19 protein-coding genes are annotated in these 22,656 nt (G+C 72.7%); 8 read left to right on the forward strand and 11 right to left on the reverse strand.

Translation table 11 applies throughout. The annotated features are described in order from the left end of the window. Window positions 1-4: 4 nt before the first annotated feature. Complete coding sequence (locus IOD16_RS36995; RefSeq protein WP_201438046.1) at window positions 5-529, reverse strand: hypothetical protein; 525 nt, start codon at window positions 527-529, stop codon at window positions 5-7. A 53-nt stretch (window positions 530-582) separates the two neighbouring features. Here IOD16_RS36995 and IOD16_RS37000 point away from each other — a divergent pair, with 53 nt between their 5' ends. Continuing rightward, a complete protein-coding gene (locus IOD16_RS37000; protein ID WP_201438047.1) occupies window positions 583-2,304 on the forward strand; it encodes a BCCT family transporter in 1,722 nt (573 codons plus the stop codon). Here IOD16_RS37000 and IOD16_RS37005 read toward each other — a convergent pair. Beyond that, on the reverse strand, window positions 2,285-2,716 hold the full coding sequence (locus tag IOD16_RS37005) for a DUF6474 family protein (protein ID WP_201438048.1): 432 nt from the start codon (window positions 2,714-2,716) through the stop codon (window positions 2,285-2,287). The genes IOD16_RS37000 and IOD16_RS37005 overlap by 20 nt on opposite strands. A 106-nt stretch (window positions 2,717-2,822) precedes the next feature. Between IOD16_RS37005 and IOD16_RS37010 the strand changes: the two genes are divergently transcribed. After that, the gene (locus tag IOD16_RS37010) at window positions 2,823-4,457 is read left to right on the forward strand and encodes a TM0106 family RecB-like putative nuclease (protein WP_123744788.1); all 1,635 of its coding nucleotides are present in this window, start codon (window positions 2,823-2,825) and stop codon (window positions 4,455-4,457) included. A 49-nt stretch (window positions 4,458-4,506) separates the two neighbouring features. On the opposite strand, the gene IOD16_RS37015 is transcribed toward IOD16_RS37010, so the two are convergent. Continuing rightward, window positions 4,507-5,259, reverse strand: a complete 753-nt coding sequence (locus IOD16_RS37015) for an SDR family NAD(P)-dependent oxidoreductase (protein ID WP_123744787.1) — start codon at window positions 5,257-5,259, stop codon at window positions 4,507-4,509. 280 nt (window positions 5,260-5,539) lie between these two features. Between IOD16_RS37015 and IOD16_RS37020 the strand changes: the two genes are divergently transcribed. Both IOD16_RS37020 and IOD16_RS37025 read left to right on the forward strand, forming a co-directional pair. Continuing rightward, on the forward strand, window positions 5,540-6,838 hold the full coding sequence (locus IOD16_RS37020) for a UDP-glucose dehydrogenase family protein (RefSeq protein WP_201438049.1): 1,299 nt from the start codon (window positions 5,540-5,542) through the stop codon (window positions 6,836-6,838). Between the two features lie 85 nt (window positions 6,839-6,923). After that, the gene (locus tag IOD16_RS37025) at window positions 6,924-8,720 is read left to right on the forward strand and encodes a gamma-glutamyltransferase family protein (protein ID WP_201438050.1); all 1,797 of its coding nucleotides are present in this window, start codon (window positions 6,924-6,926) and stop codon (window positions 8,718-8,720) included. A 71-nt stretch (window positions 8,721-8,791) separates the two neighbouring features. On the opposite strand, the gene IOD16_RS37030 is transcribed toward IOD16_RS37025, so the two are convergent. Then, a complete protein-coding gene (locus IOD16_RS37030; protein WP_123744784.1) occupies window positions 8,792-9,061 on the reverse strand; it encodes a hypothetical protein in 270 nt (89 codons plus the stop codon). A gap of 225 nt (window positions 9,062-9,286) precedes the next feature. On the opposite strand from IOD16_RS37030, the gene IOD16_RS37035 reads away from it, so the two are divergent. The 3 genes from IOD16_RS37035 (at window position 9,287) to IOD16_RS37045 (ending at window position 10,972) form a co-directional block, all read left to right on the forward strand. Next, window positions 9,287-9,448 (forward strand): DUF397 domain-containing protein, encoded by a 162-nt coding sequence (locus IOD16_RS37035; protein ID WP_201438051.1) that lies wholly within the window; start codon window positions 9,287-9,289, stop codon window positions 9,446-9,448. A 65-nt stretch (window positions 9,449-9,513) separates the two neighbouring features. After that, window positions 9,514-10,416: a sensor histidine kinase gene (locus IOD16_RS37040; protein WP_236594598.1), complete on the forward strand. Its 903-nt coding sequence runs from the start codon at window positions 9,514-9,516 to the stop codon at window positions 10,414-10,416. After that, window positions 10,313-10,972 (forward strand): response regulator transcription factor, encoded by a 660-nt coding sequence (locus tag IOD16_RS37045; protein WP_123748217.1) that lies wholly within the window; start codon window positions 10,313-10,315, stop codon window positions 10,970-10,972. Before IOD16_RS37040 ends, IOD16_RS37045 begins: the two co-directional genes overlap by 104 nt. A 141-nt stretch (window positions 10,973-11,113) precedes the next feature. Here IOD16_RS37045 and IOD16_RS37050 read toward each other — a convergent pair whose 3' ends face one another. Next, on the reverse strand, window positions 11,114-11,488 hold the full coding sequence (locus tag IOD16_RS37050; RefSeq protein ID WP_201438052.1) for a hypothetical protein: 375 nt from the start codon (window positions 11,486-11,488) through the stop codon (window positions 11,114-11,116). Window positions 11,489-11,851: 363 nt separating this feature from the next. Between IOD16_RS37050 and IOD16_RS37055 the strand changes: the two genes are divergently transcribed. Continuing rightward, window positions 11,852-13,132, forward strand: coding sequence for an alginate O-acetyltransferase AlgX-related protein (locus IOD16_RS37055; protein WP_201438053.1), 1,281 nt, complete (start codon window positions 11,852-11,854; stop codon window positions 13,130-13,132). Here the strand turns inward: IOD16_RS37055 and IOD16_RS41160 are convergent. The 6 genes from IOD16_RS41160 to IOD16_RS37085 form a co-directional block, all read right to left on the reverse strand. Further along, window positions 13,129-14,973, reverse strand: coding sequence for an acyltransferase family protein (locus IOD16_RS41160; protein WP_201438054.1), 1,845 nt, complete (start codon window positions 14,971-14,973; stop codon window positions 13,129-13,131). The genes IOD16_RS37055 and IOD16_RS41160 overlap by 4 nt on opposite strands. Before the next feature lie 34 nt (window positions 14,974-15,007). Continuing rightward, window positions 15,008-16,141: an acyltransferase family protein gene (locus IOD16_RS37065; protein ID WP_201438055.1), complete on the reverse strand. Its 1,134-nt coding sequence runs from the start codon at window positions 16,139-16,141 to the stop codon at window positions 15,008-15,010. Beyond that, the gene (locus IOD16_RS37070) at window positions 16,138-17,103 is read right to left on the reverse strand and encodes a hypothetical protein (RefSeq protein WP_201438056.1); all 966 of its coding nucleotides are present in this window, start codon (window positions 17,101-17,103) and stop codon (window positions 16,138-16,140) included. The genes IOD16_RS37065 and IOD16_RS37070 overlap by 4 nt, the downstream gene beginning before the upstream one ends. After that, the gene (locus IOD16_RS37075; protein ID WP_201438057.1) at window positions 17,096-17,740 is read right to left on the reverse strand and encodes a hypothetical protein; all 645 of its coding nucleotides are present in this window, start codon (window positions 17,738-17,740) and stop codon (window positions 17,096-17,098) included. The genes IOD16_RS37070 and IOD16_RS37075 overlap by 8 nt, the downstream gene beginning before the upstream one ends. 93 nt (window positions 17,741-17,833) lie before the next feature. Next, window positions 17,834-21,541 (reverse strand): FkbM family methyltransferase, encoded by a 3,708-nt coding sequence (locus IOD16_RS37080; protein ID WP_201438058.1) that lies wholly within the window; start codon window positions 21,539-21,541, stop codon window positions 17,834-17,836. After that, window positions 21,534-22,649 (reverse strand): hypothetical protein, encoded by a 1,116-nt coding sequence (locus tag IOD16_RS37085; protein ID WP_201438059.1) that lies wholly within the window; start codon window positions 22,647-22,649, stop codon window positions 21,534-21,536. Before IOD16_RS37085 ends, IOD16_RS37080 begins: the two co-directional genes overlap by 8 nt. Between the last annotated feature and the right edge of the window lie 7 nt (window positions 22,650-22,656).

Below are 22,656 nucleotides of genomic sequence, written 5' to 3' on the forward strand. Positions count from 1 at the left end.
GTGATCAGGAACGAGGGGGGCCGCGGCGGCCGTGCACCCGTCGCAGCAGCACGTCGACCAGCATGTCCGCCGTCGACGAGGGGGTGGGCGCCCACAACGCCCCGGCCGGCACGACCGGCGTGTGCGGCGGCGGCAGCAGGCGGGTGACCACGCCGGCGAGCGCGTGCAGCGCCGCGTCGGCACGGGCCAGCAGCAGGCCGGTGAGCAGCGCGGCGACCACGTGCGCGGCGGTCATGGTGGTCGGGCTGAACCCGAGGCCGGGACCGTCGGCGACGTGGTGGCCGAGGTTGAGCAGCGCGTGCTGCCCGACCTGCGCGACGCCCAGGGTGGCCAGGACCGACCAGGGGCGGCGGCCGCGGTCGGCGACCGCCGTGCCCGCGAACGCGACCAGCAGCGTCAGCGGCAGCGCCGGCGCGAACTCGGCGACCGAGCCGCCCGCCGCGCCGTGCGCGGTCACGCTGAGCGCGGCGGAGGTCACGGCCAGCAGAACGGCCCGCGCGAGGCGGGGCGGTGCGGGCCGGTCGGTCACACCACAGAGAGTAGGAGGTCGCCCCGCCCCGGCGGCAGCCCCCACGGTCGGGGATGAGTTTGTGCTACTCCGAACGGTGGTATGGGTTACCCGTGACGACTGAGCGCAAACCTGTCGAAGAGCCTCTGCCCGGTGAGCCGAAAGCGGATCGACCGGGCGGCACGGACCGCGTGGTGTTCGGTGTCGCCGCAGTTGTCACGCTCGCGTTCGTCGCGTGGGGCACCTTCGGCACGGCCTCGCTGGCCACCGCGTCGAAAACGGCCCTGACCTGGGTCATCGGCAACCTGGGCTGGGCCTTCGTGCTCAGCGCCTCGGGCTTCGTGCTGTTCGCCCTGTGGCTCGCGGCGAGCCGCTACGGCCGCATCCCGCTCGGCCGCGACGACGAGCCGCCGGAATTCCGCACGATCTCGTGGGTCGCGATGATGTTCAGCGCGGGCATGGGCATCGGGCTGATGTTCTACGGCGTGAACGAGCCGTTGTCGCACTTCGTGCAGCCGCCGCCCGGCACCGTCGAGGCAGGCTCCGACCAGGCGTTGCAGACCGCGATGGCCACCACCCTGTTCCACTGGACGCTGCACCCGTGGGCGATCTACGCCGTCGTCGGCCTGGCCATCGCCTACGGCAGCTTCCGGCGCGGTCGCAGCCAGCTGATCAGCGCGGCGTTCGCGCCGCTGCTCGGGAAGCGGCGCGCCGAGGGGCCCGCCGGGCGGGCGATCGACGTGCTGGCGATCTTCGCCACCCTGTTCGGCTCGGCCACGTCGCTCGGTCTCGGCGCGCTCCAGATCGGCAGCGGCCTGCAGGTCGCGGGCTGGCTGGGCGAGGTCGGCAACGGTGTCGTGGTGGGCGTCATCGCGGTGCTGACCGTGGCGTTCGTCGCCTCGGCGGTGTCCGGCGTGGCCAAGGGCATCCAGTGGCTGTCGAACATCAACATGGTGCTGGCCGTGGTGCTGGCCGCGTTCGTGTTCGTGGTCGGGCCGACGGTGTTCGTGCTGAACCTCGTGCCCACCGCGATCGGCGACTACTTCCGCGAGCTGGCCGACATGGCGGGCCGGACCGCCGCGTCCGGCGGCGACGCCACCGAGGCGTGGCTGTCCGGCTGGACGATCTTCTACTGGGCGTGGTGGATCTCGTGGACGCCGTTCGTCGGCATGTTCATCGCCCGCATCAGCCGCGGCCGCACGATCCGGCAGTTCGTGGCCGGCGTGATCGGCGTGCCCAGCCTGGTGAGCCTGGCCTGGTTCTGCGTGTTCGGCGGCACGGCGATCTTCGTGCAGCGGTCCGGCACGGACCTGGCGGGCACGGCCTCGTCCGAGGCGCAGCTGTTCGGGCTGCTCGACCAGTTCCCGCTGGCCCCCGTCGCCGGGGTGGTGGTGATGCTGCTGGTGGCGATCTTCTTCGTGTCCGGCGCGGACGCCGCGTCGGTGGTCATGGGCACGCTGTCGCAGCGCGGCTCGATCCGGCCGGGCAAGCCCGTGGTCGTGTTCTGGGGCGTGCTGACCGGTGTCGTCGCGTCCGTCATGCTGCTGATCGGCGGGTCGAGCGCGTTGACCGGCCTGCAGAACCTCACGATCATCGCCGCGCTGCCGTTCATGCTCGTGATGGTGGGGCTGTGCGTGTCGCTGGCCCGTGACCTGCGCAGCGACCCGCTGATCCGGCGGGAGGAACGCGTCGCCGAGGTGATGGAAGAGGTCACCGCGCAGTACGACCCGGCCGACCCCGACCCGGAGGAGACGGCCTACCGGGTCGTGGAGGAGCTCACACGCCGAGGCGTTTGAGCAGGTCGGCTTCCATCGCGTCCAGGTCGGCCGAGACCGCGCGGTGCGCCGCCCTGCGCCGCGGCGCGGGCATCCGCTCCGACGCCCGCACCGCGGCCAGCAGCTGGGCCAGCCGCTTCTCGGTGTCCTGGGCGTAGGTCGGCTCGGTGTCGCGCAGCTGGGCGAGCGCGTCGGCGAACCCGGCGATCCGGGCGTGCAGCCGCGCCCCCTTGCCCGAGTACCTGGTCAGCTGGTCGACCGGGACCCCGAGCCGGGAGGCCCGGTAGCGGTCGTAGCGGTCGCTCAGGAGCGCGGCGGCCCGCGCCGCGACCGGCGCCATCACCGGGATCAGCGTCGGCGCCAACACCTTGGCCACGCCCATGAGGTTCTTCGCCCTGCTCGGGGTGAACCCCTTGCCCTTGTCGCGCGCCATGGCCGCACCTCCTGGACGTGAACCCTAGAGCCGTTCCGCGAAAAGATCGACTCGACTCCGCGAGGTTGCCGGCACGACCACGCGCCCGGCGTCATACGCTGCACCGGTGACTTCCCAGGTGCAGCTCGACGCCGGCGTGGTCACTCGTTGCCGCCGGCGGGTGCACCTCGAACACGATCCGACCATGCGCGACGTGCCCAGACTGCCACCGGACCCCACCGGTCAGCAGCGCAAGGCCGACGCGAACGACCACCGGCAGGCGGTCGCCACCGCGCTGGGCCGGTTCGTCGGGTCCGACCTGATGGAGATCCCGCAGGACGTGCCGTCGGCCGACCGCGAGCGCGTCACCGCCGCCGCGATGCAGGCGGGGGTGCCCTACATCTGGGGCGCGGCGCTGCCCCGCGACCCGCTGGGCGGCCGGCGCGGCGGCATCGACCTGCTGGTGAAGGAGACGACCGGGTACGTGCCGGTGCTCGTGGTCCGGCACAAGGTCAGCGACCCCGGCCAGGGCGCGCGGACGTCACCGCTGTCCTACCCGCTGCCGGGCGGCGCGCGGGTCGACCCGCTGCGCAAGGTCCGGCCCCAGCCGCGCGACCAGCTCCGGCTGGCGCACGCGCAGCGGCAGCTCCAGGCCTCCGGCTTCGCCGCGCAGGGCCGGGCGACCGGCGGCGTGATCGGCATGGACGCCGACGTCGTCGTGTGGCACGACCTGGAAGCGCCCACGTGGCCGGGCGGCCGGAACGCCCTCGCCGAGTACGACACCCGGTTCGCCGACCGGCTGGCCGTGGCGTCCGCCGCCGCCACCGGCGCCGACCCGCAGGCCCGCCCGTCCCGGATCGTGGAGTGCCGCAGCTGCCCGTGGTGGCCGGTGTGCGAGACCGACCTGAAGGCCGCGCGCGACGTCAGCCTCGTGGTGCGCGGCGAGGACGCCGTGGCGCTGCGCAAGGCCGGCGTCCGCACCGTCGACGACCTGGCCGCGCAGGACCCGGACGCGCAGGTCGTCCCGCTGGTCGGGATGCTGCACCCGGACGCGGTGATCCTCGCCCGCGCCTGGCTGCGCGACCTCACCGTGGTGCGCCGCGTGTCCCGCATGGAGGTGCCGCGCGCCGACGTCGAGGTCGACGTGGACATGGAGAGCTTCGGCGACCTCGGCGCGTACATGTGGGGCTGCTGGCTGTCCGGGCAGGACGTCGGCGAGGAGCACGGCTACCGCGCGTTCGCCACCTGGGACCCGCTGCCGTGCGCGGACGAGGCCCGGTCGTTCGCCGAGTTCTGGGGCTGGCTGACGGGCGTCCGGCTGCGCGCCCGCGCGCGCGGCCTGTCGTTCAAGGCCTACTGCTACAACGAGCTCGCGGAGAACCGCTGGCTGCTCGGGTCGGCCGAGCGGTTCAAGGGGCAGCCCGGCATCCCCACCGTGGCGCAGGTGCGGGAGTTCATCACGTCCGACTCGTGGGTCGACCTGTTCGGCATCGTGCAGGACCAGTTCCTGTGCGCGCACGGCAAGGGCCTGAAGACCATCGCCCCCGTCGCCGGCTTCCGCTGGCGCGACCCGGAGGCGGGCGGCGAGAACTCGATGCGCTGGTACCGCGACGCCGTGGGCATGGACGGCCGGCCGCCGGACCCCGCCCAGCGCCGCCGGCTGCTGGAGTACAACGAGGACGACGTCCGCGCCACCCACACCCTGCGGCTGTGGATGACGTCGGACGCCATGGACGACCTGCCGTTCGCCGGCGACCTCTGACCTCGGCGCCGCCGCTGCTCCGAGCCGTCGCCCGCGGGTCAGCGGCGAATCACCGCGGCGCCATGCGCAGGGCGCCGTCCATGCGGATGACCTCGCCGTTCAGGTAGTCGTGCTCGACGATCGCCACGGCCAGCCGCGCGTACTCCTCCGGCAGCGCCAGCCGCTTCGGGAACGGCACTCCCGCCGCCAGGCCCGCCCGGAACTCGTCGGACACGGTGGCCAGCATCGGCGTGTCCACGATGCCCGGCGCGATCGTCATCACCCGCACGCCCACCGACGACAGGTCGCGCGCGGCGGGCAGCGTCATCCCGACGACCGCGGCCTTGGACGCCGCGTACGCCACCTGCCCGATCTGCCCGTCGAACGCCGCGATCGACGCCGTGTTGATCACCACGCCCCGCTGGCCGTGCTCCAGCGGCTCGGTCTTGCCGATCGCCGCCGCCGCCAGCCGCAGCACGTTGAACGTGCCGACCAGGTTGACGTCGATGACCTTCCGGTACAGGTCGAGCGGGTGCGGGCCGGACTTGCCGACCGTCCGCGCCGACGGGCCGATGCCCGCGCAGTTCACCACGACCCGCAGCGGCGAGCCGGAGCCCGCGGCGGTGTCGACGGCGGCTTGGACGTCCTCCTCGGAGGTCACGTCCGCCGCCAGGTAGGTGACGCCCTCGACGTCGGGGGCGCCGTCGGTAGAGAGGTCCAGCGCGAACACCGCCGCACCACGTGCCGCCAACGCCCGTGCGGTCGCGAGGCCAAGCCCGGACGCGCCGCCGGTGACGACCGCCGCGGTACCCGAGATCTCCATACATCCTCCTGTCCTGGGACCAGGAGGTTAACGGTCGTTCAGCCCCCGGCGCTCGGAGAAGTGGAGCAATGCGACCAACGGCACGGCCGCCAGCACCGCCAAGCCCGCGAAGAGCAGGGAGAACAGGACGAGTTCCATACCCATGACCTTGCCTTCAGCCAGGCGAAACCGCGTCCGCCGCGAGGGGTGTTTCCCCGTACACCCGGGGGACTACCCACCTCACTCTCCGCATACGCCTGGTGTTTGACCCGCGGTCAACTTCGGGTGTCACCGTCACCGCATGTTCGTCCGGCGGATCGCGGTCGTGGGAACGGGTTACGTGGGCCTGACGACGGGGGCGTGCCTGGCCTCCCTCGGGCATCGGGTCGTGTGCGCGGACGTGGACGCGCTGAAGGTCGCCCGGCTGCGCGCCGGGCAGGTCGACATCCTCGAGCCCGACCTCGCCGACCTGGTCGCGGCCGGCCAGGCCGCGGGGCGGCTCGCGTTCGTGGAGGGCGCGCGGCACGCCGTCGGTGACGCCGAGGTGGTGTTCCTGTGCCTGCCGACACCCATGGGCGTCGGCGGCGCGGCCGACCTGAGCGCGGTCGAGGCGGTGGCCCGGGAGATCCGCGACGTCCTCCCCCGCGGCGCGGTCGTGGTGTGCAAGTCCACCGTTCCGGTCGGCACGTCCACCCGGGTCGCGGCCCTGCTCGGGCGGGAGGACGTCGCCGTCGTCTCCAACCCCGAGTTCCTGCGCGAGGGCAGCGCCGTGCGCGACTTCCTGCACCCCGACCGGATCGTGGTCGGCGCGGACTCGCCGCAGGCCGCCGAACGCGTCGGCGCGCTGTTCACCAGGCTCGGCGCGCCTACCGTGCTCATGGACGCGGCCAGCGCCGAGATGGTCAAGTACGCCGCCAACTGCTTCCTGGCGATGAAGCTGTCCTACGTCAACGCGGTCGCCGAGCTGTGCGAGCTCGTCGGCGCGGACGTCGCCTCCGTCACCGAGGGCATGGGCCACGACAAGCGCATCGGCCAGTCATTCCTCAAGCCGGGCCCCGGCTGGGGCGGGTCGTGCCTGCCCAAGGACACGCACGCCATGGTGCGCATCGCCGAGGCCGTCGGCGTCGACTTCCCGCTGGTCAAGGCCACCATCGAGACGAACGCCCGGCAGCAGCGGCGGGTGGTGGAGAAGCTGCGCCGGGCCATCGGACCGCTCGCCGGCGCCCGCATCGGCGTGCTGGGGCTGGCGTTCAAGGCGGGCACCAACGACCTGCGCGACTCGCCCGCGCTGGCGGTGGCGGAACTGCTCGCGTTCGAGGGCGCGGAGCTCCTCGCCCACGACCCGGAGATCAGCCGGCCGCTGGCGGGGATGACGGTGGTCGACTCGCCGTACGCGGCGGTGCGCGGCGCGGACGCGGTCGTGCTGCTGACCGAGTGGCCGCAGTTCCGCGCGCTGGACTGGGCGCTGGTGGCGTCGGCGATGGCCGGTTCGACGGTGCTGGACACGCGGGGCCACCTCGACCCGGACGCGGTGGCGCGGGCGGGGCTCGTGCTGCACGGCCTGGGGCGCGAGCTGCGGGTCCCCGACCAGGCCAGGTGAGCGCCGTTCGGGTTCAGTAGATCTTCAGGAGACAGTCTCGTTAGCAGGGGTAACAAAAGCCGGCGGGCCGACGTAGGTTGTCGAAATGTTCACCACCCGTCCTGAACTCGTCGGCACGCACGGAATGGTCGCGTCCACGCACTGGCTCGCCTCCGGCGCGGGCATGGCCGTCCTGGAGGACGGCGGCAACGCCTTCGACGCCGCCGTCGCGGTCGGCTTCGTGCTGCAAGTGGTGGAGCCGCACCTCAACGGGCCGGGCGGCGAGGTGCCCGTGGTGTTCGCCGCCGCCGGCGAGACCGCGCCCCGCGTGCTGTGCGGCCAGGGCGTGGCGCCCGCCGGCGCGACGATCGCGCACTACACGGGCCTGGGGCTGGACCTCGTGCCGGGCAGCGGGCTGCTGGCGGCCACCGTGCCGGGCGCGTGGGACGGCTGGCTGACGCTGCTGCGCGACTACGGGACCAAGACGCTGCGCGAGGTGCTGGGGTACGCGATCGGGTACGCCCGCGACGGGTTCCCGCTGCTGGAACGGGCGGCGTTCACCATCGCGACGGTCAGCGACCTGTTCCGCGACCACTGGACGTCGTCGGCGGCGCTGTGGTTGTCCGGCGGGCAGCCGCCGAAGGCCGGCGCGCGGTTCCGCAACCCCAAGCTCGCGGACACCTGGGAGTGGCTGCTGGCCGCCGCCGAGGCCGCCGGGTCGGACCGCGAGGCGCAGATCGAGGCGGCGCGGCGGGCGTGGTCGCAGGGGTTCGTGGCGGCCCAGGTGGACGAGTTCTCCCGGATCGCGCACCGCGACGACTCGGGGGCCGACCACGCCGGGGTGCTGACCGGCGCGGACATGGCGTCGTGGGAGGCGTCCTACGAGGACGCCGTGTCGGTGGACTTCGGGTCGTGGAGCGTGGTGAAGCCGGGGGCGTGGACCCAGGGACCCGTGCTGCTCCAGCAGTTGCTGCTGCTGGAGGGCTTCGCGGACCGGATGTCCTACGTGGACGGCGTGCCGTCGGCGGAGACCGTGCACCTGGCGGCGGAGTGCGCGAAGCTGGCGTTCGCCGACCGGGAGGCCTGGTACGGCGACCACGGCGACGTGCCGCTGGACGCCCTCCTGTCCAGGGAGTACGCGGACCGGCGGCGGCAGCTCGTGGCCGACCACGCCTCGCTCGACCTGCGGCCCGGCTCACCCGGCGCGACGCCGGCCCGACTGCCCGGGCACGTGCTGCGCGGCCCGCGCGTCGCGAACCGGCCCGACGGCGGCGGCGCGCTCGGCGAACCCACCGTGTCGGGCGTGGGCACGGTCAAGGGCGACACGGTCCACGTGGACGTGGTCGACCGCTGGGGCAACATCGTCTCGGCCACCCCGTCCGGCGGCTGGTTGCAGTCCTCGCCGACCATCCCGTCGCTCGGGTTCTGCCTCGGCAGCCGGGCGCAGATGTTCTGGCTGGACGAGGGGCTGCCCAACTCCCTGGCGCCCGGCAAGCGACCCCGGATCACCCTGTCCCCGACGCTGGCCCTGCGCGACGGCCTGCCCGCGATGGCGTTCGGCACCCCCGGCGGCGACCAGCAGGACCAGTGGCAGCTGGGGTTCTGGCTCGCGCACACCGCGGGCGGGATGAACCTGCAGGAGGCCATCGACTCGCCGATGTGGCACACCAACGCGTTCCCGAGCTCGTTCTACCCGCGCTCGTGGACGCCCGGCGAACTCGTGGTCGAGTCGCGGATCGGTGACGCCGCGATGGCGGAGCTGCGCGACCGCGGCCACGCGGTCCTCGACGCCGGACCGTGGACGCTGGGCCGCATGTCGGCCGTCGCCCGGGACGCGCGCGACGGCCTGCTGCGCGCCGCCGCCAACCCGCGCGGCGCCCAGGGGTACGCCGTCGGCCGCTGATCGGGGTGGTTGGAACGGCCCCGGCCCGAGGGGGAGGGGGCCGGGACCGCTCCGGCTCGGGGGCGGTGTCGTCAGCGGCCGAGCTCGACCCCCAGGTCCAGCGGGCCGCCGGTGGCGCCGTCGCCCAGCAGCAGGGGGCCGGTGACGATCGGGCCGGCCGGGTTCGAGGCGTCGACCCGGATCACGTCGCCGAGGTTCGCGATCTTGCCGAGCTCGGCGTCGAGGTCGGGCCGCACCTGCGCGCCGAGGTCGACGGCCTGCGCGGTGCCGCCCAGGCCGAGCATGACGGCCGCGCCGCCGAGGGTGACCGCGGCTCCGGCGATGGTCTTCCTGAGGTTCATGGGCGGGAAAGTTTCGCAACCGGGGTGCCCGGATCAAGCCCGCTACTCCGGCGGAGTGGATTACTTCACCCGGAGCGGTGGAGCCCGGTCCAGTGCAAGCCGACCGTGCAGACCCGCGTCCCACACCGCCACCGAGCAGACCCCTGTCGGCGCACCCGCCCGCGCCAGGAAGTCCTCCGCACACCCCCGCGTGCACCGGTCCTTCCACTCCGCACCACGCTCGATGTGCCAGTCAGCCGGATCGAGAAGGGCAACTGCGTGGAGGTCTCGCTGGCGGGCCGTTCGGCGCGGGTGCGGGACTCGAAGAACCCGGCTGGGCCGACCGTGGCGCTGCCGGACCGGGCCGGTTTCCTCGCCGCGGTGAAGAAGGGCTCGTACGACGCCTGACGTACGGGCGTGAGCCGCCTCTGAGGGGACGCTGACCTGCGCCGGTCTCCCGTACCGTCATCCCCGTGGCGTGGCTGGCGTGGGTCTGGTTCGCGGCGACGTTCGCGCCGCTGGTCTGGCGCAAGCGCTTCCCCGTCGCCGTCATCGCGGTCACCGGGGTCTCGACGTGGCTCTACTACGTCACCGGGCACTGGGGCCCGCTGATCGTCGCGCCCGCCGTCGCCGTGCTCTCCCTGCGCCGCACCCGGGTCGCCGAGCAGCGGAGCCGGCAGGTGGAGGAAGAGCGGCTGCGCATCGCGCGGGAGGTGCACGACGTCGTCGCGCACAGCCTCGCCATGATCAACGTGCAGGCCGGCGTCGCCGCGCACGTCGCCGACCGCCGTCCCGAAGAGGCGGTCAAGGCGCTCAAGGCGATCAAGGAGGCCAGCGGCCACGCGTTGGACGACCTGCGCGCCACCCTCGGCGTGCTGCGCACCGGCGAGGGCACGACGCCGGCGCCCAGCCTCGACCGCCTGGCCGAGCTGGTCGGACCGGTGCCGGTCGCCAAGGTCGTCGGCTCGCCGGGCGCGGTGCCCGCACCCGTCGACGCCGCCGCCTACCGGGTGGTCCAGGAGGCGTTGACCAACGCGCTGCGGTACGCGCCGGACGCGTCCGAGATCGTCATCTCGTTCGAGCGCACCGAGGAGGCCCTGGTCCTCACCGTCACCGACGACGGCACGGCCAGGGGCGGCCAGGCGCCGCAGGGCGCGGGCTCCGGCATCCGCGGCATGCGGGAGCGGGTCGAAGCGCTCGGCGGCACGCTGGTCGCGGGACCATCGGCCGCGGGCTTCACCGTCGAGGCGGTCCTACCGTGGGAGGTTCGTGGTGATCAGGGTGGTGCTGGCCGACGACCAGGCGTTGGTGCGCGCGGGGTTCCGCCTGCTGCTCGACACCGAGGACGGCTTCGAGGTCGTCGGCGAGGCCGGTGACGGCGCGGAGGCGGTCCGGCGCGCGCACGAGCACCGCCCGGACGTCGTGGTGATGGACATCCGGATGCCGGGCACGGACGGCCTGGCCGCCACCCGGCAGATCTGCGCCGAGCTGCCGGAGGTGAAGGTGCTGGTGCTGACGACCTTCAACGTGGACGAGTACGTGTTCGAGGCGTTGCGGAGCGGCGCGTCGGGCTTCCTGCTCAAGGACACCGATCCGGTCGAGCTGCTGCGCGCCCTCACGGTGGTCGCGGAGGGTGAGGCGCTCCTCGCACCGAGCGTCACCCGGAAGTTGATCGAGGAGTTCGCGAATCGGCCGGAGCACCGCCGGCCGGACCCCCGGGCGCTGCGGGAGCTGACCGCTCGGGAGCGGGAGGTCCTCGCGCTCGTCGCGGCCGGCATGTCGAACGACGAGATCGCCGAGCACCTCGTGATCAGTCCGGCGACGTCGCGCACCCACGTCAGTCGGGTGATGACCAAACTGGGCGCGCGGGACCGCGCACAACTCGTCGTGCTCGCCTACGAATCAGGTTTGGTGTCACCGCGCCGAGGGTGAATATTCATTGTTGAGAACGTTGCGGGAACGCATAGTCCGGGTTCGAAACTTCTGCGTAAAACGCGGAAAAATCACGGACAGTAACCGAAACGCCGATGCCCGCCGCATTGTGTGTGCGGCGGGTGACGTTAGCGGAAGATGTCAGGCGATAGCGCCGGGCGGCAGCTTCAGCGTGAACGGCAGCGTGGTCACGACCGCGAGGTCGGACGCCGTCCTCTTCATCAGCGTGGGCGCGTTGCGCGAGCCGGGCTCGGGCAGGTCGAGCAACCGGTCCACGGCCTCGGCCAGCGGTCCCTCGTAAATCCAGACCGCCTGGGCGGCGCGCTGGCTGTCCCGGACGGCCGGCAGCCTGCCCGCGCGGGCCTCGGTCTCGGACCAGAACAGGATCGAGTCGATGAACCCTCTGCGCTGCTTGAACGCCATGATGCGGTCGAGCTGTCCGTCCTCGTCCCGGAGGTGGAGGAACTGGAACCCGCTTTCGCGCAGCTCGATGACCTTACTCAGTGCGAGATCCATGACGCACCTACCTCTGTTCTGAGGTCCCCTAGCAGGCACAGGTCGTACGACCCGAAATGATCGTACGGCAAGTGGACAAGCCGCCATAGGGACTAGGCCGGCGGGGCGGTCTCAATACGGGTTCGCCCACCTTCGGATTTCGAAGCCGAGCGCAGGGCCCGAACGGTTCGCACTAAAAATGCCAGCGCCCCTGTGGTGACCAGGATCACAGTGGGCCACATACGATCCTCCGGTGCGTCAGGTGTCCTGTCACCGGAAGAGACGTCCGCCATGGCCGCTGGGTTGCACGCGGGACGGTTCTCGAATCCCCACCTTGAGGTGAACCACGAACAGGTGATGTGCCTGCCAACTACGCTGTTCGGCGTGAGCACCGACCCGCCGCCCAAGAGCCTCCCGGCGGTGCCGGAGTCGCTGCTGCCCCGCGAGCACGCCCTCTACCGGCCGCGGCACAGCGGCCGCCAGCGCACCGCGCTCACCCTCGCGGTCATCTTCTTCTGCGCGCCCGCCCTGCTGCTGGTGGTCGGCGTGCGCCCGGCGGAGTTCGAGAACCGCAAGCTCGCCGAGTTCCCGTCGATCACCGACGGCTGGGGCTTCTTCACCGGGTTCAACGCGTGGGCGAGCGACCACGTGCCGCTGCGCGACAAGGCCGTGGCCGCCGCGAACGGCATCAGCCGCGGCGTGTTCGGCGAGGCGCCGGACCTCGACCGGCGGCAGGACGTCGTCGGCCCGGTGCCGACGCCGCCGAAGGACCCGTCCGCGGACCTGCCCGACCCGACGGCGTTCGTCGACGCGATCGAGGGCAAGGACGACTGGCTGTACCTCGGCGCGGACGTCGAGGGCGCGTGCGACCCGGTGATGCCGATCGCCGAGGTGCACGCCCGGCTGGCCCGCCTGCGTGCCGCGGTCGAGTCGTCGGGGCGGCGGTTCCTGCTGGTCGTCGCGCCGAACAAGAGCACGATGGTGCCCGACTACCTGCCGTCGAAGTTCTACGGCAAGGACTGCTTCACCAAGGCGCGCGACGAGTTCTGGCGGGGCATCGGCAAGACGGGCGCGCTCGACCTGCGGTCGCGGATCGAGGAGACCGCCAAGCTGACCAACCGCCTGCCCTACCCCAAGTACGACAGCCACTGGACCCACGAGGGCAGCCTCGTGATGGCCCGCGTCATCACCGACACCGTCAAGCCGAACACCTCCAAGGCCTGGAAGGTCGAGCCGACGAAGGTGGTCGACCGCGAGGGCGACCTGGCGCCGCTGCTGGGCCGGACCGCGACGGACCCGATCCAGTCCTACGACCTCGCGCCCGACGGCAGCACGGTGCGCAACCACGAGATCACGCCCGACCCCAAGCCGCAGCGGTTCACGCAGCCGCCCTCGAAGGGCGTGGCGACCGCCAAGGTGGGGCTGCTCGGCGACTCGTTCGCCTACTACGCGGCGCAGTACCTGGTGGCCTGCTTCACCGACTTGACGATGGTGCACGTCGAACGCCTCACCCACGACCCGCGCGAGGTCGCCCGCGCCCTCGCGGCCAACGACGTCGTGGTGCTGGAAGCGGCCGAGCGGTTGCTCGTCAGCGGGCTGGACCCGGTGCTGGAACCGCCGGTCATCGACATCATCGCCGAGGAGATGGCGAAGCAGCCGCGCTAGCGGTGGTGGCCGTTCTCCTTGGCGTGGTTGGCGAGCAGGGACGCGACCGTCACCGCGGGTCCGTCGTCCTCGCGCAGCCGCCGGCGCCGGGGCGGTGGCGCCTCGTCGGCCTCGGGCTCCTCGACCGGCCAGACCGCCGCGGGCAGGTACTGGGTCGCGTCCTCCACCGGCGGGGGCGCCGGCCGCGGTGGGGCCGGGCGCGGCGGGGGTCGGACCGGCGTGCGCTGGGCGGGCGTGCCGCGCGGGGGCGTGCCGGGGACCGGTGATCCGTTGGCCGGGGCGCGCGGCGGCGTGCCGTTGGCCGAGCCGTTGACCGGGGAGCCGTTGACGGGGGAGCCGTTGACGGGCGTGCCCCTCGGCGGGGTGCCCGGAGCCGGCGTGCCGTTGACCGGCAGGCCGCGCGGGGGCGTGCCGGGGGCCGGAACGCCCCGTCGTGGTGCGCCGTTGACCGGCAGGCCCCGGGGAGGTGTGCGCGGAGGAGGTGTGCGCTGGAGCGGGGTGCCCTGCGGCGGGGTGCGCGGTGGGGTGCGCTGCGGCGGTGGCGTGCGCAAGCGGACCGGTCGGAGCACCTCGGTCGGCGTCTCCCTGACGGGCGCGGGCTCGTCCGGCTCGTCGGACTCCGCCGGCCACTCGGCGTCCTCGACGTCGTCGAACTCGTCCTCGAACTCGTCGAGGTCGTCGTCCTCGAGCTCGTCCGCCTCCGCTTCCAGCTCCGGCTCGGGTTCCGGCTCGGGCGCCGGCTTGCGGGACAGCTTCCGGGCCAGCGCGTGGCTCGGCTTCTCCACGTACCGGTAGCTCAGCTCCACCACGCCGAACGTCAGCGCCACGGCGAGCGGGATCGCCAGCAGCAGCGGCACGGCGGGCCGCATCAGGTCCAGCGTCACGAACGCCACGAGACCGTGCAGCAGGTAGATCGAGTAGCTGCGCTCCGAGAGCGCGATCCAGATCCTGCGCTCCTTGAGCCGCGACTCCGCGAAGTACCCGGCCATGAAGAACAGCAGCGCGAACGCCAGCGCGAGGTTGTACGAGGTGTCGAGCCGGCCGAGCTTGAGGAAGTCGGCGAGCACGTACAGCGACCAGGCGATGCCGACGTACAGGCCGCCCAGCCACAGCGGCACGCGCTTGCTCGTGGTCGCCCAGATGATCTGGCCGATGATCGGGATGGGCAGGTACGACACGTTCACCGCGAACAGCGCCCACGACGCGCCGAACTCGCGGGCGCTCATCATCACCACGAACACGAACGTCAGCTGCACGCCGATGGCGAGCCACGTCCAGCGCCGCATCACCGGCAGCAGCGCCACCAGCAGGAGGTAGAAGACGACCTCGACGACCAGCGTCCACGCGACGCCGACCATCACCACCTGCGGCACGATCAGGTAGTTGATCACCAGTGAGTTGGTGACGACGGTCCACCAGGTGATCGTCGGCTCCTCCGCGCCGATCAGCGTCTGCGCGCCGAGCAGGATCACGGCGGCGGTAAGGAGCACCACGAACGTCATCGGGATGTAGACGCGCACCAACCGGTTGAGGCCGAACCGGCGCTGGCCCTGGCGCAGCGCGATGGGCGTCACCACGAACCCGCTGACCAGGAAGAAGAACGGCACCGCGATCTGGCCGATGCCCTGCAACCCCATGTGCATCGGATCGCTGGTGAGCGCGTCGATGAAGTCGATGCCCGGCGTCGGCCCGACCTCGCGCTTGGCGACCCACTGCTCGGCGATGTGGCTGTAGAAGACGAGCAGCGCCGCCAACCCGCGTCCGATGTCGATGAACGCGATGCGGACCTTCGGCGGTGCCGTCTGACCGTCCAGGGGTCCGCCCCTTCCCAGTCGCCGCATCCCCGCCGCCAGCATGGTAACGGAAGGCTCTCGATCAGACGGCGGATCGTGACCGTCCCGCGCGGCCGGTGGTGCTGCGGCGCCGTTCCCAGCGGCGGATCGCCCGATCGGCGGGCATCTCCACCCAGCGGTGCAGCGCCTCGGCCGCGAGGTACGCGACGGCGAGCCCGATCAGGACCACCAGGTTCTCGTCCAGGTGGGGGGTCAGGGCGTCGAAGACGGGGTAGATGGCGCACACGTGCACCAGGTAGATCGCGTAGGTGCGCTTGGCCCACGCCTTGACCAGCGCCGACCGGCTGACGCGGTCCTGCGCCTTCATCAGCAGCACCACCACGAGCACCGCGAGCAGCGCGGTGCGGGGCACGCCGTCGCCCTGGAACGTGAGGCCGAGCTTGTCCGCCCAGACCAGCAGCAGGAAGTGGACGGAGCCGATCGCCACGCCCGCCACCGGGTGGACCTTGCCGGAGTGCACCAGGGAGATCAGCTGCCCCAGGCACAGGAGCGGGATGTAGGTGGCGAACCCGGTGAAGTGCGCGCCGAAGAACTCGTTGTGCGGCGCGATGAGCAGCGTCAGGCACGCCAGGGCCGCGATCACGAGCGGCGGCACCCAGGCCCACCTGCGCAGCAACGGGATGGACAGCGCCACCAGCACGTAGAAGACGATCTGCACGCGCAGCGTCCACGTGACGGCGAGCAGCGCGACGTCCGGTTCCGCGAACGTGTTGCCCAGCACCATGCCGAGCAGCAGCTTGTCGACGCCGAGCGGGCCTTCCCAGACCCGCGAGACGCGCAACCCGAAGTTGATCAGGCACCAGCCGATGAAGGTCACCACGAACAACAGCGGCGCGAGGCGGGTGACGCGGCGGCGGAGGAACTGGCCGGGCGTCTCGCGGTTCGTCACGTGGGTGACCACGACACCGCTGACCACGAGGAAGAACGCGACGCCGACGAACGAGAGCCACGGGTGCAGGTGCAGCGTGCCCACGCTGACCCACTTGGTCCACGTCCCGGCCCACCACTGCTCGCCGTCGCCGGCGAACCAGGCGAGGACGTGGGTGAAGACGACCGCGCACGAGGCGATCACCCGCAGCAGGTCGAGGCCGTGCAGGTAGCCGTCGGGCTTGGCCGCGGCGGTCTCGGGCGGCTGCCGGACTTCGGTTGTGCTCATGCGAGGCGCTTTCGGCAGCGGTGCAGCAGCTCGGCGGCGAGGCACGTGCACGTCAAGGAGATCGGGATGGCCACCGCGGGCGTGATCACGAGGTGCTGCACGCCGAGCACGGCGTACCCGACGACCGGGATCGACGCGAACAGCGGCAGCGCCCGGCTGTCCAGCCAGCGCACCACCCGCGTCCCGGCGATCGACGCGCCCCTCGGCAACGCGATCAGGAACAGCAGCAGCGCGTAGACCGCGGCCAGCGGGTGCCAGAACGCGGCGGTCTCGGGGAACACCCGTTCCGCCAGCACCACCAGCGCGAGGCACAGCAGGCCCAGCACCAGCGCGTGCCACCGCGGCAGCAGGTCGACGCGGAACAGCCACGCGACCTGGCCGAGCGTCGCCAGCGGCACGAGCGCCGCCGCCTGCCCGATCACGCGCAGCGCGTCGAGCTCGCCGGTCGAGGTCGCCCACCCGCCCGCGAGCACGAGCAGGCACACGACTTCCAGCTGCACGAACACGGCCAAGCCGGGAACCCGGTGTTGCAGCGGCAGCAGCACCAGCAGGACCAGCGCGAACAACGCCACCGCGCCCACCGGCGTGGTGATCGCCGGGTCCACCAGCGGCTCCGCGCCCACGGCGGTCAGCAGCGCGCCGACCGCCGCGGCGACGACCACGGTGGGCAGTCCCCCGCGGACCAGCCGCGCCGCGAACGGGAGTCGGTCCGCGCCGGCCGAGCGGGCGATGCCGGCGACCGTGAACCCGGCGACCATCAGCAGCAGCGCGACACCGAGGAACCCGAAGTCCTCGCCGACCCCGGTCGGCCGGTTGACCCAGTTGCGGACCACCAGGACCAGGTCGGACGAGTGACCGTGCCGGTCGAGCCAGAGACCGACGAGGTAGCTGTAGGCGATCAGGCACACGGCGGCGGCCGTCACCACGCTCACCCCCGCGACGGGGGTCCTCCGCTCATCCATCGGCCGGCAGCGCCTTGAGCTGCTTGCCCAGCAGGGAACCGAAGTCGGCCAGGTGCTCGACGCTCCGCGCGTTGAACTCGACCCGCGTGACCAGGTCACCGTGCACGTAGTGCGCACGCGCGGTCGCCTTGGCGCCCGGCCCGGAGTCCGGGTCCGGCACGACCTCCACGGCCCGGGTGACGCCGTCCTGCGCGGGCCGGCGGACCAGGCCGAACGAGAGCTGCAGCTCGTCGAGCTCGTCGGCGGCGCGCAGCGCCGCCTCCCGGTCGGCCATCCGGACCACCGCGACCAGGACCCGGCCTTCGGGGAGCTTCGACGACACGGTCATCCGCGACGCGCCCGCGCCTCCCCTGGTGAAGATCTCCGCCTCGGCCGGGTTCAGGAAGCCCAACTCCTCGACGTCGTGGAAGGCGAGCACGTGGTCGTAGTACTCGGTGCCCGAGTCGAAGTCGGCCACCGCGAGCCGAGGCGCGGCCTGGCGGCCTTCCTCGCCGGCGAGCGGGACGTTGCGCGCGTTGTCCGGCAGCGCCGGCGTGCCGAACAGCGCCCAGCCGGCGGTCACGACGACGACGAGCGACGCGATGATCGACAGGTCGCGGGGGAGGGAGGTGCGCGACGGCGTCCGGCGGTCGGACACGGAACCTCCTCATGGACGCGGCTCCCACCGGTGGGTGGGAGCCGCGTCGATTGTAAGTGAGGAGTTCGGTCGCCCGTGGCGAGAACGCTCAGGTCAGAGTGGTCGGAGCCAGAGGGTGACGAAGCCGGTGTCGACCGTGTCCGCCTGGCGCACCAGGTCCTCGTCGGCGTGCTCGGCGTCCGGGTCGGCGCCGAGCGGCACGGGGGCGTAGCCCATCTTGCGGTAGCCGAGGAGCACCTGGAGCGGGTCGTCGCCCAGTTCCACGATGGCGCTCGGGCAGAACTCGCACACCACGTGCGGGCGGTCGCGTTCCAGCACGGCGGTCAGGCCGGCGAGCGCCCGGTGGTCGCGGCCCTGCAGGTCGACCTTCACCAGCGTGACGCGGCGGTCGGTCACCTCGGCCCTGCCGTCGAGCCGGATCGCGGGGATCACCACGCCGCCCGTGCCCTCGTCGGACAGCTCGTGCGCCCGGTGGTCGCCGCTGTTGTCGTCCTCGGCCTGCACGAGGCGGATGCTGCCGTCCTCGTCCCACGCCGCGACCGGCAGCACGTCGACGGTCCGCGCGCCCTCGGCGCCCAGGTTGGCCACGACGTTGCGGCGCAGGTACTCGGCGTTGACCGGGTTGGCCTCCACCGCGACGACCGACGCGACGCCCTTGGCCCGCTGCAGCAGGCGCAGCGTGTGGTAGCCGACGTGCGCGCCGATGTCGAGGAACGTGCCGTCGCCGACGAGCCCGGCCATCAGGTCGGCCTCCTCGACCTCCCACGACCGGTGGTAGGCGAGCCACGGCAGCACGACGTTGTCCACGGGCAGCAGCAGGGCGCCCGCGTCGCACACCACGACGTCGGCTCCCGCGGGCACCGGCGCGTGCCGCAGCCGGGCCGTGTCCTGCACCGCGGACAGGGTCCGGGCCAGCTCGGTGATCCGCTGCTCGTCGCCGTCGAGCCGCTCGTCGCGCTCGGCGAACCGGGTGAACGTGGTGCGCTCGTCGTCCGCCAGCCGCGTCCACACCCGTTCCAGGGTGTTGTCGAGCTGCTGCTCCAGGTTCGTCAGGTTCGCCGCGTTGTCCTCGGCGGCGGCGCGGAACTCGTCCTGCGCGCTCGCGAGCCGGTTCTTGAGGCCCTCGTTCGCCCAGCGCGTCGACTCGACGTTCGACTCGACCGCCTCCAGCCGCGCGACCACGCTGTTCAACGTGTCCTCGACGCCGCCGACGAGCGTGCCCATCACCTTGCGCTGGTGCACGTCGTAGTGGTCGATGGCCCGCAGCACGGCCTTGCGCAGCGCGGGCGCCAGCGGCGTGCGCGACGCGGCGCCGACCTCGGCGCGCCACAGCAGCGCCTGCTTGGACTCGCGCAACGGCCGCAGCAGGTCCGCGCCCGGCAGCTCGGCCCGGTAGCCCGCGCCGCCGCTGCCCTGCCAGCTCTCGTGCGCGGCGCGCAGCTGCTCGGCCATCCACGTGGCGGCCCGCTTCACCGACCGCGTGCGCAGGATGTGCTCCCGGGCCGCACGACCGCGCCGGGCGGCCTCGGCCGGGTTGTCCGCGACCTCGCGCATGGCGCGGGCGGCGGCGTCCAGGTCGGGCTCGGCCCACACCGCGCCCGCCGGGTACGGGTGGTGGCCCGGGCCCACCGGCACCAGCTTGGCCGGCACCGGCCAGCCGGTCTTGGCGTCCAGGAACTCCGCGGTGCTGGAGTAGTCGGTGGAGATCACCGGCATGGCCCGCGCCATCGCCTCGGCCACGGTGAGGCCGAAGCCCTCGCTGCGGTGCAGGGAGACGTACGCGCTGCTGGACGCGTACAGGTCGTCCAGCTCCCGCACGGACAGGTAGCGCTCGACCAGCTCGATCCGCGGGTCGTCCATGACCTTCACCCGCAGCCGCTCGGCGGTGTGCGGGTTCTTGTCGCCGTTGATCGCCTTGAGCACCAGGCGCACGTCGTCGCGGCCCTCGAAGGCCCGCTGGAACGCCTCGACCAGGCCCCACGGGTTCTTGCGCTGGCCGATGCTGAAGAAGTCGAACGCGAACAGGAACTGCACCGGGTCGCCGGGGCGGCGCTCCGGCCGGGACACCGCGCCGGGGTCGCGCACGGGCACCGGGATCGCCTTCACCGGCACCGAGGTGTGCTTGGCGATGGCGTCGCGGCAGAACTCGCTGACCGTCCACACCTCGTCGACCAGGTCGAACGCGTGGTGCATCTCGCCGGGGAACTCCTCGAGCTCCCACGCCCACAGGCCGATCCGGTAGCGGTGGTGGCCCACGTGCGGCTGGTGGTCCAGCACCGCGCGGGTCTGGTCGGCGTTCACGCACAGCAGGCTGATCGGGAACCGGGGCCTGCCGACCGTGCCCGGCTCGGCCAGGCCCGTGCGGTTGGACACCAGCCGGTCCTCGACCACCGAGACGACCGGCACGCCGGACTCGCGGATCGCGTCGTGCACCAGCCGGGCCATCTCGCCGACGCCCAGCTCGGCGGTCAGGTAGCCGACCACGTTGACGCCGAACTCGTCCGACGGCTCGGACGGCTCGACCGGCTCGGCGGGCAGCGCCCACGCCGGCAGCGACGCCTCGGTCACGCCGGAGCTCGCGCACCAGGAGCGGAACGGCGCGGCGTCACGGCTGTGCAGCAGCGGGAACGCGGTCTTCAGGTCGGGGCGCGACTCCCACACCGCGTGCACGAGACGGCTCAGCGTGGTGCCGACGGGCGCGTCGTCGGGCGGACCGGCGAGCCACCGGCGCAGCGCCTCGCCGCCGTCGGCGTCGAACGCGTGCGGCGGCACCTCGGTCGTCTGGTTGCCGGTCAGGCCCATGAGGTGCCCGCGCTCGGCCTTCACCCACGCGTCCCGGTACAGGGTGCGCATCGCCGGGCTGATCTTCGTGCCGTCGGCCATCTTGGCGAAGCCGTACGGGATCGACTCCAGCGTCTCGGCGTAACCGTTGCCCTGCAGGGCCGCGCGGTAGCCGTCGCACAGCTCGCGGACGGTGGGGTGCTCCGACAGCACCACGCGCGGCCGGTTCGGGGTGTGGTGCGACAGCAGCCACGGCTTCTCCGGCCGGTACCCGCTGTAGTGGAAGAACCGCAGCCGGTGGCCGCCCGCGGTCAGCACACCGTCCGCGCCGCGCTCGACGGGGCGCTCGTGGATGTTCCAGTAGGCGACGTTGAAACCGGGGTCGCGCAGCACGGTGTTGCCGAACAGCGCGGGCACCTGGTCCACCCACCGCTGGTCGGTGAACAGCTGCTTCTCCGGCGCCACGATCGCGTCGTGGCGCAGCCGCTCGGCCCAGAAGTCCAGGAACGGCCCGGCGCCGGGGCCGGTGGCCACGAAACCGAGGTTGAAGATCCCGGCGCCCATGATCGCCGCTTCGCTCGGGTCCTTGCCGTCGCGCGGCAGGGGGTGGAGGAAGTGCGGCGTGAGCACGATGCCGTGCGCGAGGGCCAGCTCCGCCAGTTCCGGCATCGGCGCGAAGACCTGGATGTCCGGGTCCAGGTAGATCACCACGTCGGCGTCGGCCCGCAGCTCGCGCAGCAGGTACGGCTTCACCGCCGTGGCCAGCTCGGTGATGTTGTAGGCCGTGGCCATGCGCAGGTAGTCGTCCGCGTCGATGCCGCTGGCCTCGGGGCCCACCGTGCGCAACCGGCCCTGCCGCTCGCCCGAGCCGCGTGGCGCGTCGATCACCGCGATCACGAACTCGTGGTCCGGGTGGTGCTCGAGGTACGACGCGGCGAGGACGCGCGCGGCGGGCAGGTAGTTGCGGGCGACGACGGTGCACGCGGTGACGGCGCCGCCGGCGGTGCGCGGGTCAGCCATCGGCGGCGAGCACCTCGAGCTCTGCTTCCAGGGCCTGGTCGAAGCCCTTGCGCGCGGCGGTGAGCGTGGACGAGGCCACGTCGACCCGGATGATCAGGTCCTTGCTGCTGTAGTGGCCGCGGACGCGGGCCAGCTGCGGGTCCTTCGCGTCGATCTGCCCGGCCAGCACGCCGGCGGGACCGTCCGTGACCTGCGTCATGCCGTTGTTGATCTGGGTGTTGTGCAGGCCGAGCACGGCGGCCGCGGCGGAGGCGGCGTCGGTGCCCTGCACGATCAGGATGATGCCCTTGGAGCCGTCGTCCAGGGTGAACTGGGTCAGCTTGGTCTTGGTGGCGCCCGCGGTCGTGTAGAGCGCGGCCTCCGAGTCCAGCAGGTACTTGAGGTTCGGGACCGCCGTGAAGTCGGTCACCGCCTTGTTCGTGGCGACCTTGCCGGGGATCTCGCCGAGCGGCAGCGGGTCCGGCGGCGGCTGCGAGGTGGTGGTCGTGGTCGCGGTCGTCTCGGTGGTGTTGCCACCGGCCGTGGACGACGACTCGCCGCGCCCCCAGATCCAGTAGGCGCCGAACGCGATGCCCGCGAGCAGCACGACGGCCACCACGATGCCGATGACCTTGCCCTTGCCGCTGCCGCTGTCGTCGAAGACCTCGGGGCCCTGCGCGATCCAGCTCGGGTTGGCGTCGCCGATCGGGCTGTAGTTGTCGCCACCCCACGGCGGCGTGCTCGACGGCGGGCCGGACTGCCAGCCACCCTGCTGCTGCTGTTGCGGCGGCGGCGGCATCTGGTGCTGCGGCGGCGCGATGGGGGTCACGTACTGGGTGCGGTCGGCGTCGGCCGGCCGCTGGCTGACCACCTGCGTCCGGTCCGGGTTCGCCTGCTGGGCGCCGGGCGTGACGATCTGGGTGGCGTCGGGGTTCTGGTTCGGCGGCGACGGCGGCACCGCGTCCCACCGCACGGGCGGCGCGAACGGGCCGCTGTTGGGCGGTGCGGCCGGGCCGCCACCCGAGGCGGCGGCGAGGAGTTCATCCCGGCGTCGGCGGTAGTCGTCGGCGCTGATCCGACCCTCCGCCAATGTGCGGTCCAGCTCTGCCAGGTCCTCTTGCCAGGACATTCCGCTC

The sequence above is a fragment of the Saccharothrix sp. 6-C genome, assembly GCF_016695385.1.
Taxonomy (GTDB): domain Bacteria; phylum Actinomycetota; class Actinomycetes; order Mycobacteriales; family Pseudonocardiaceae; genus Actinosynnema; species Actinosynnema texasense.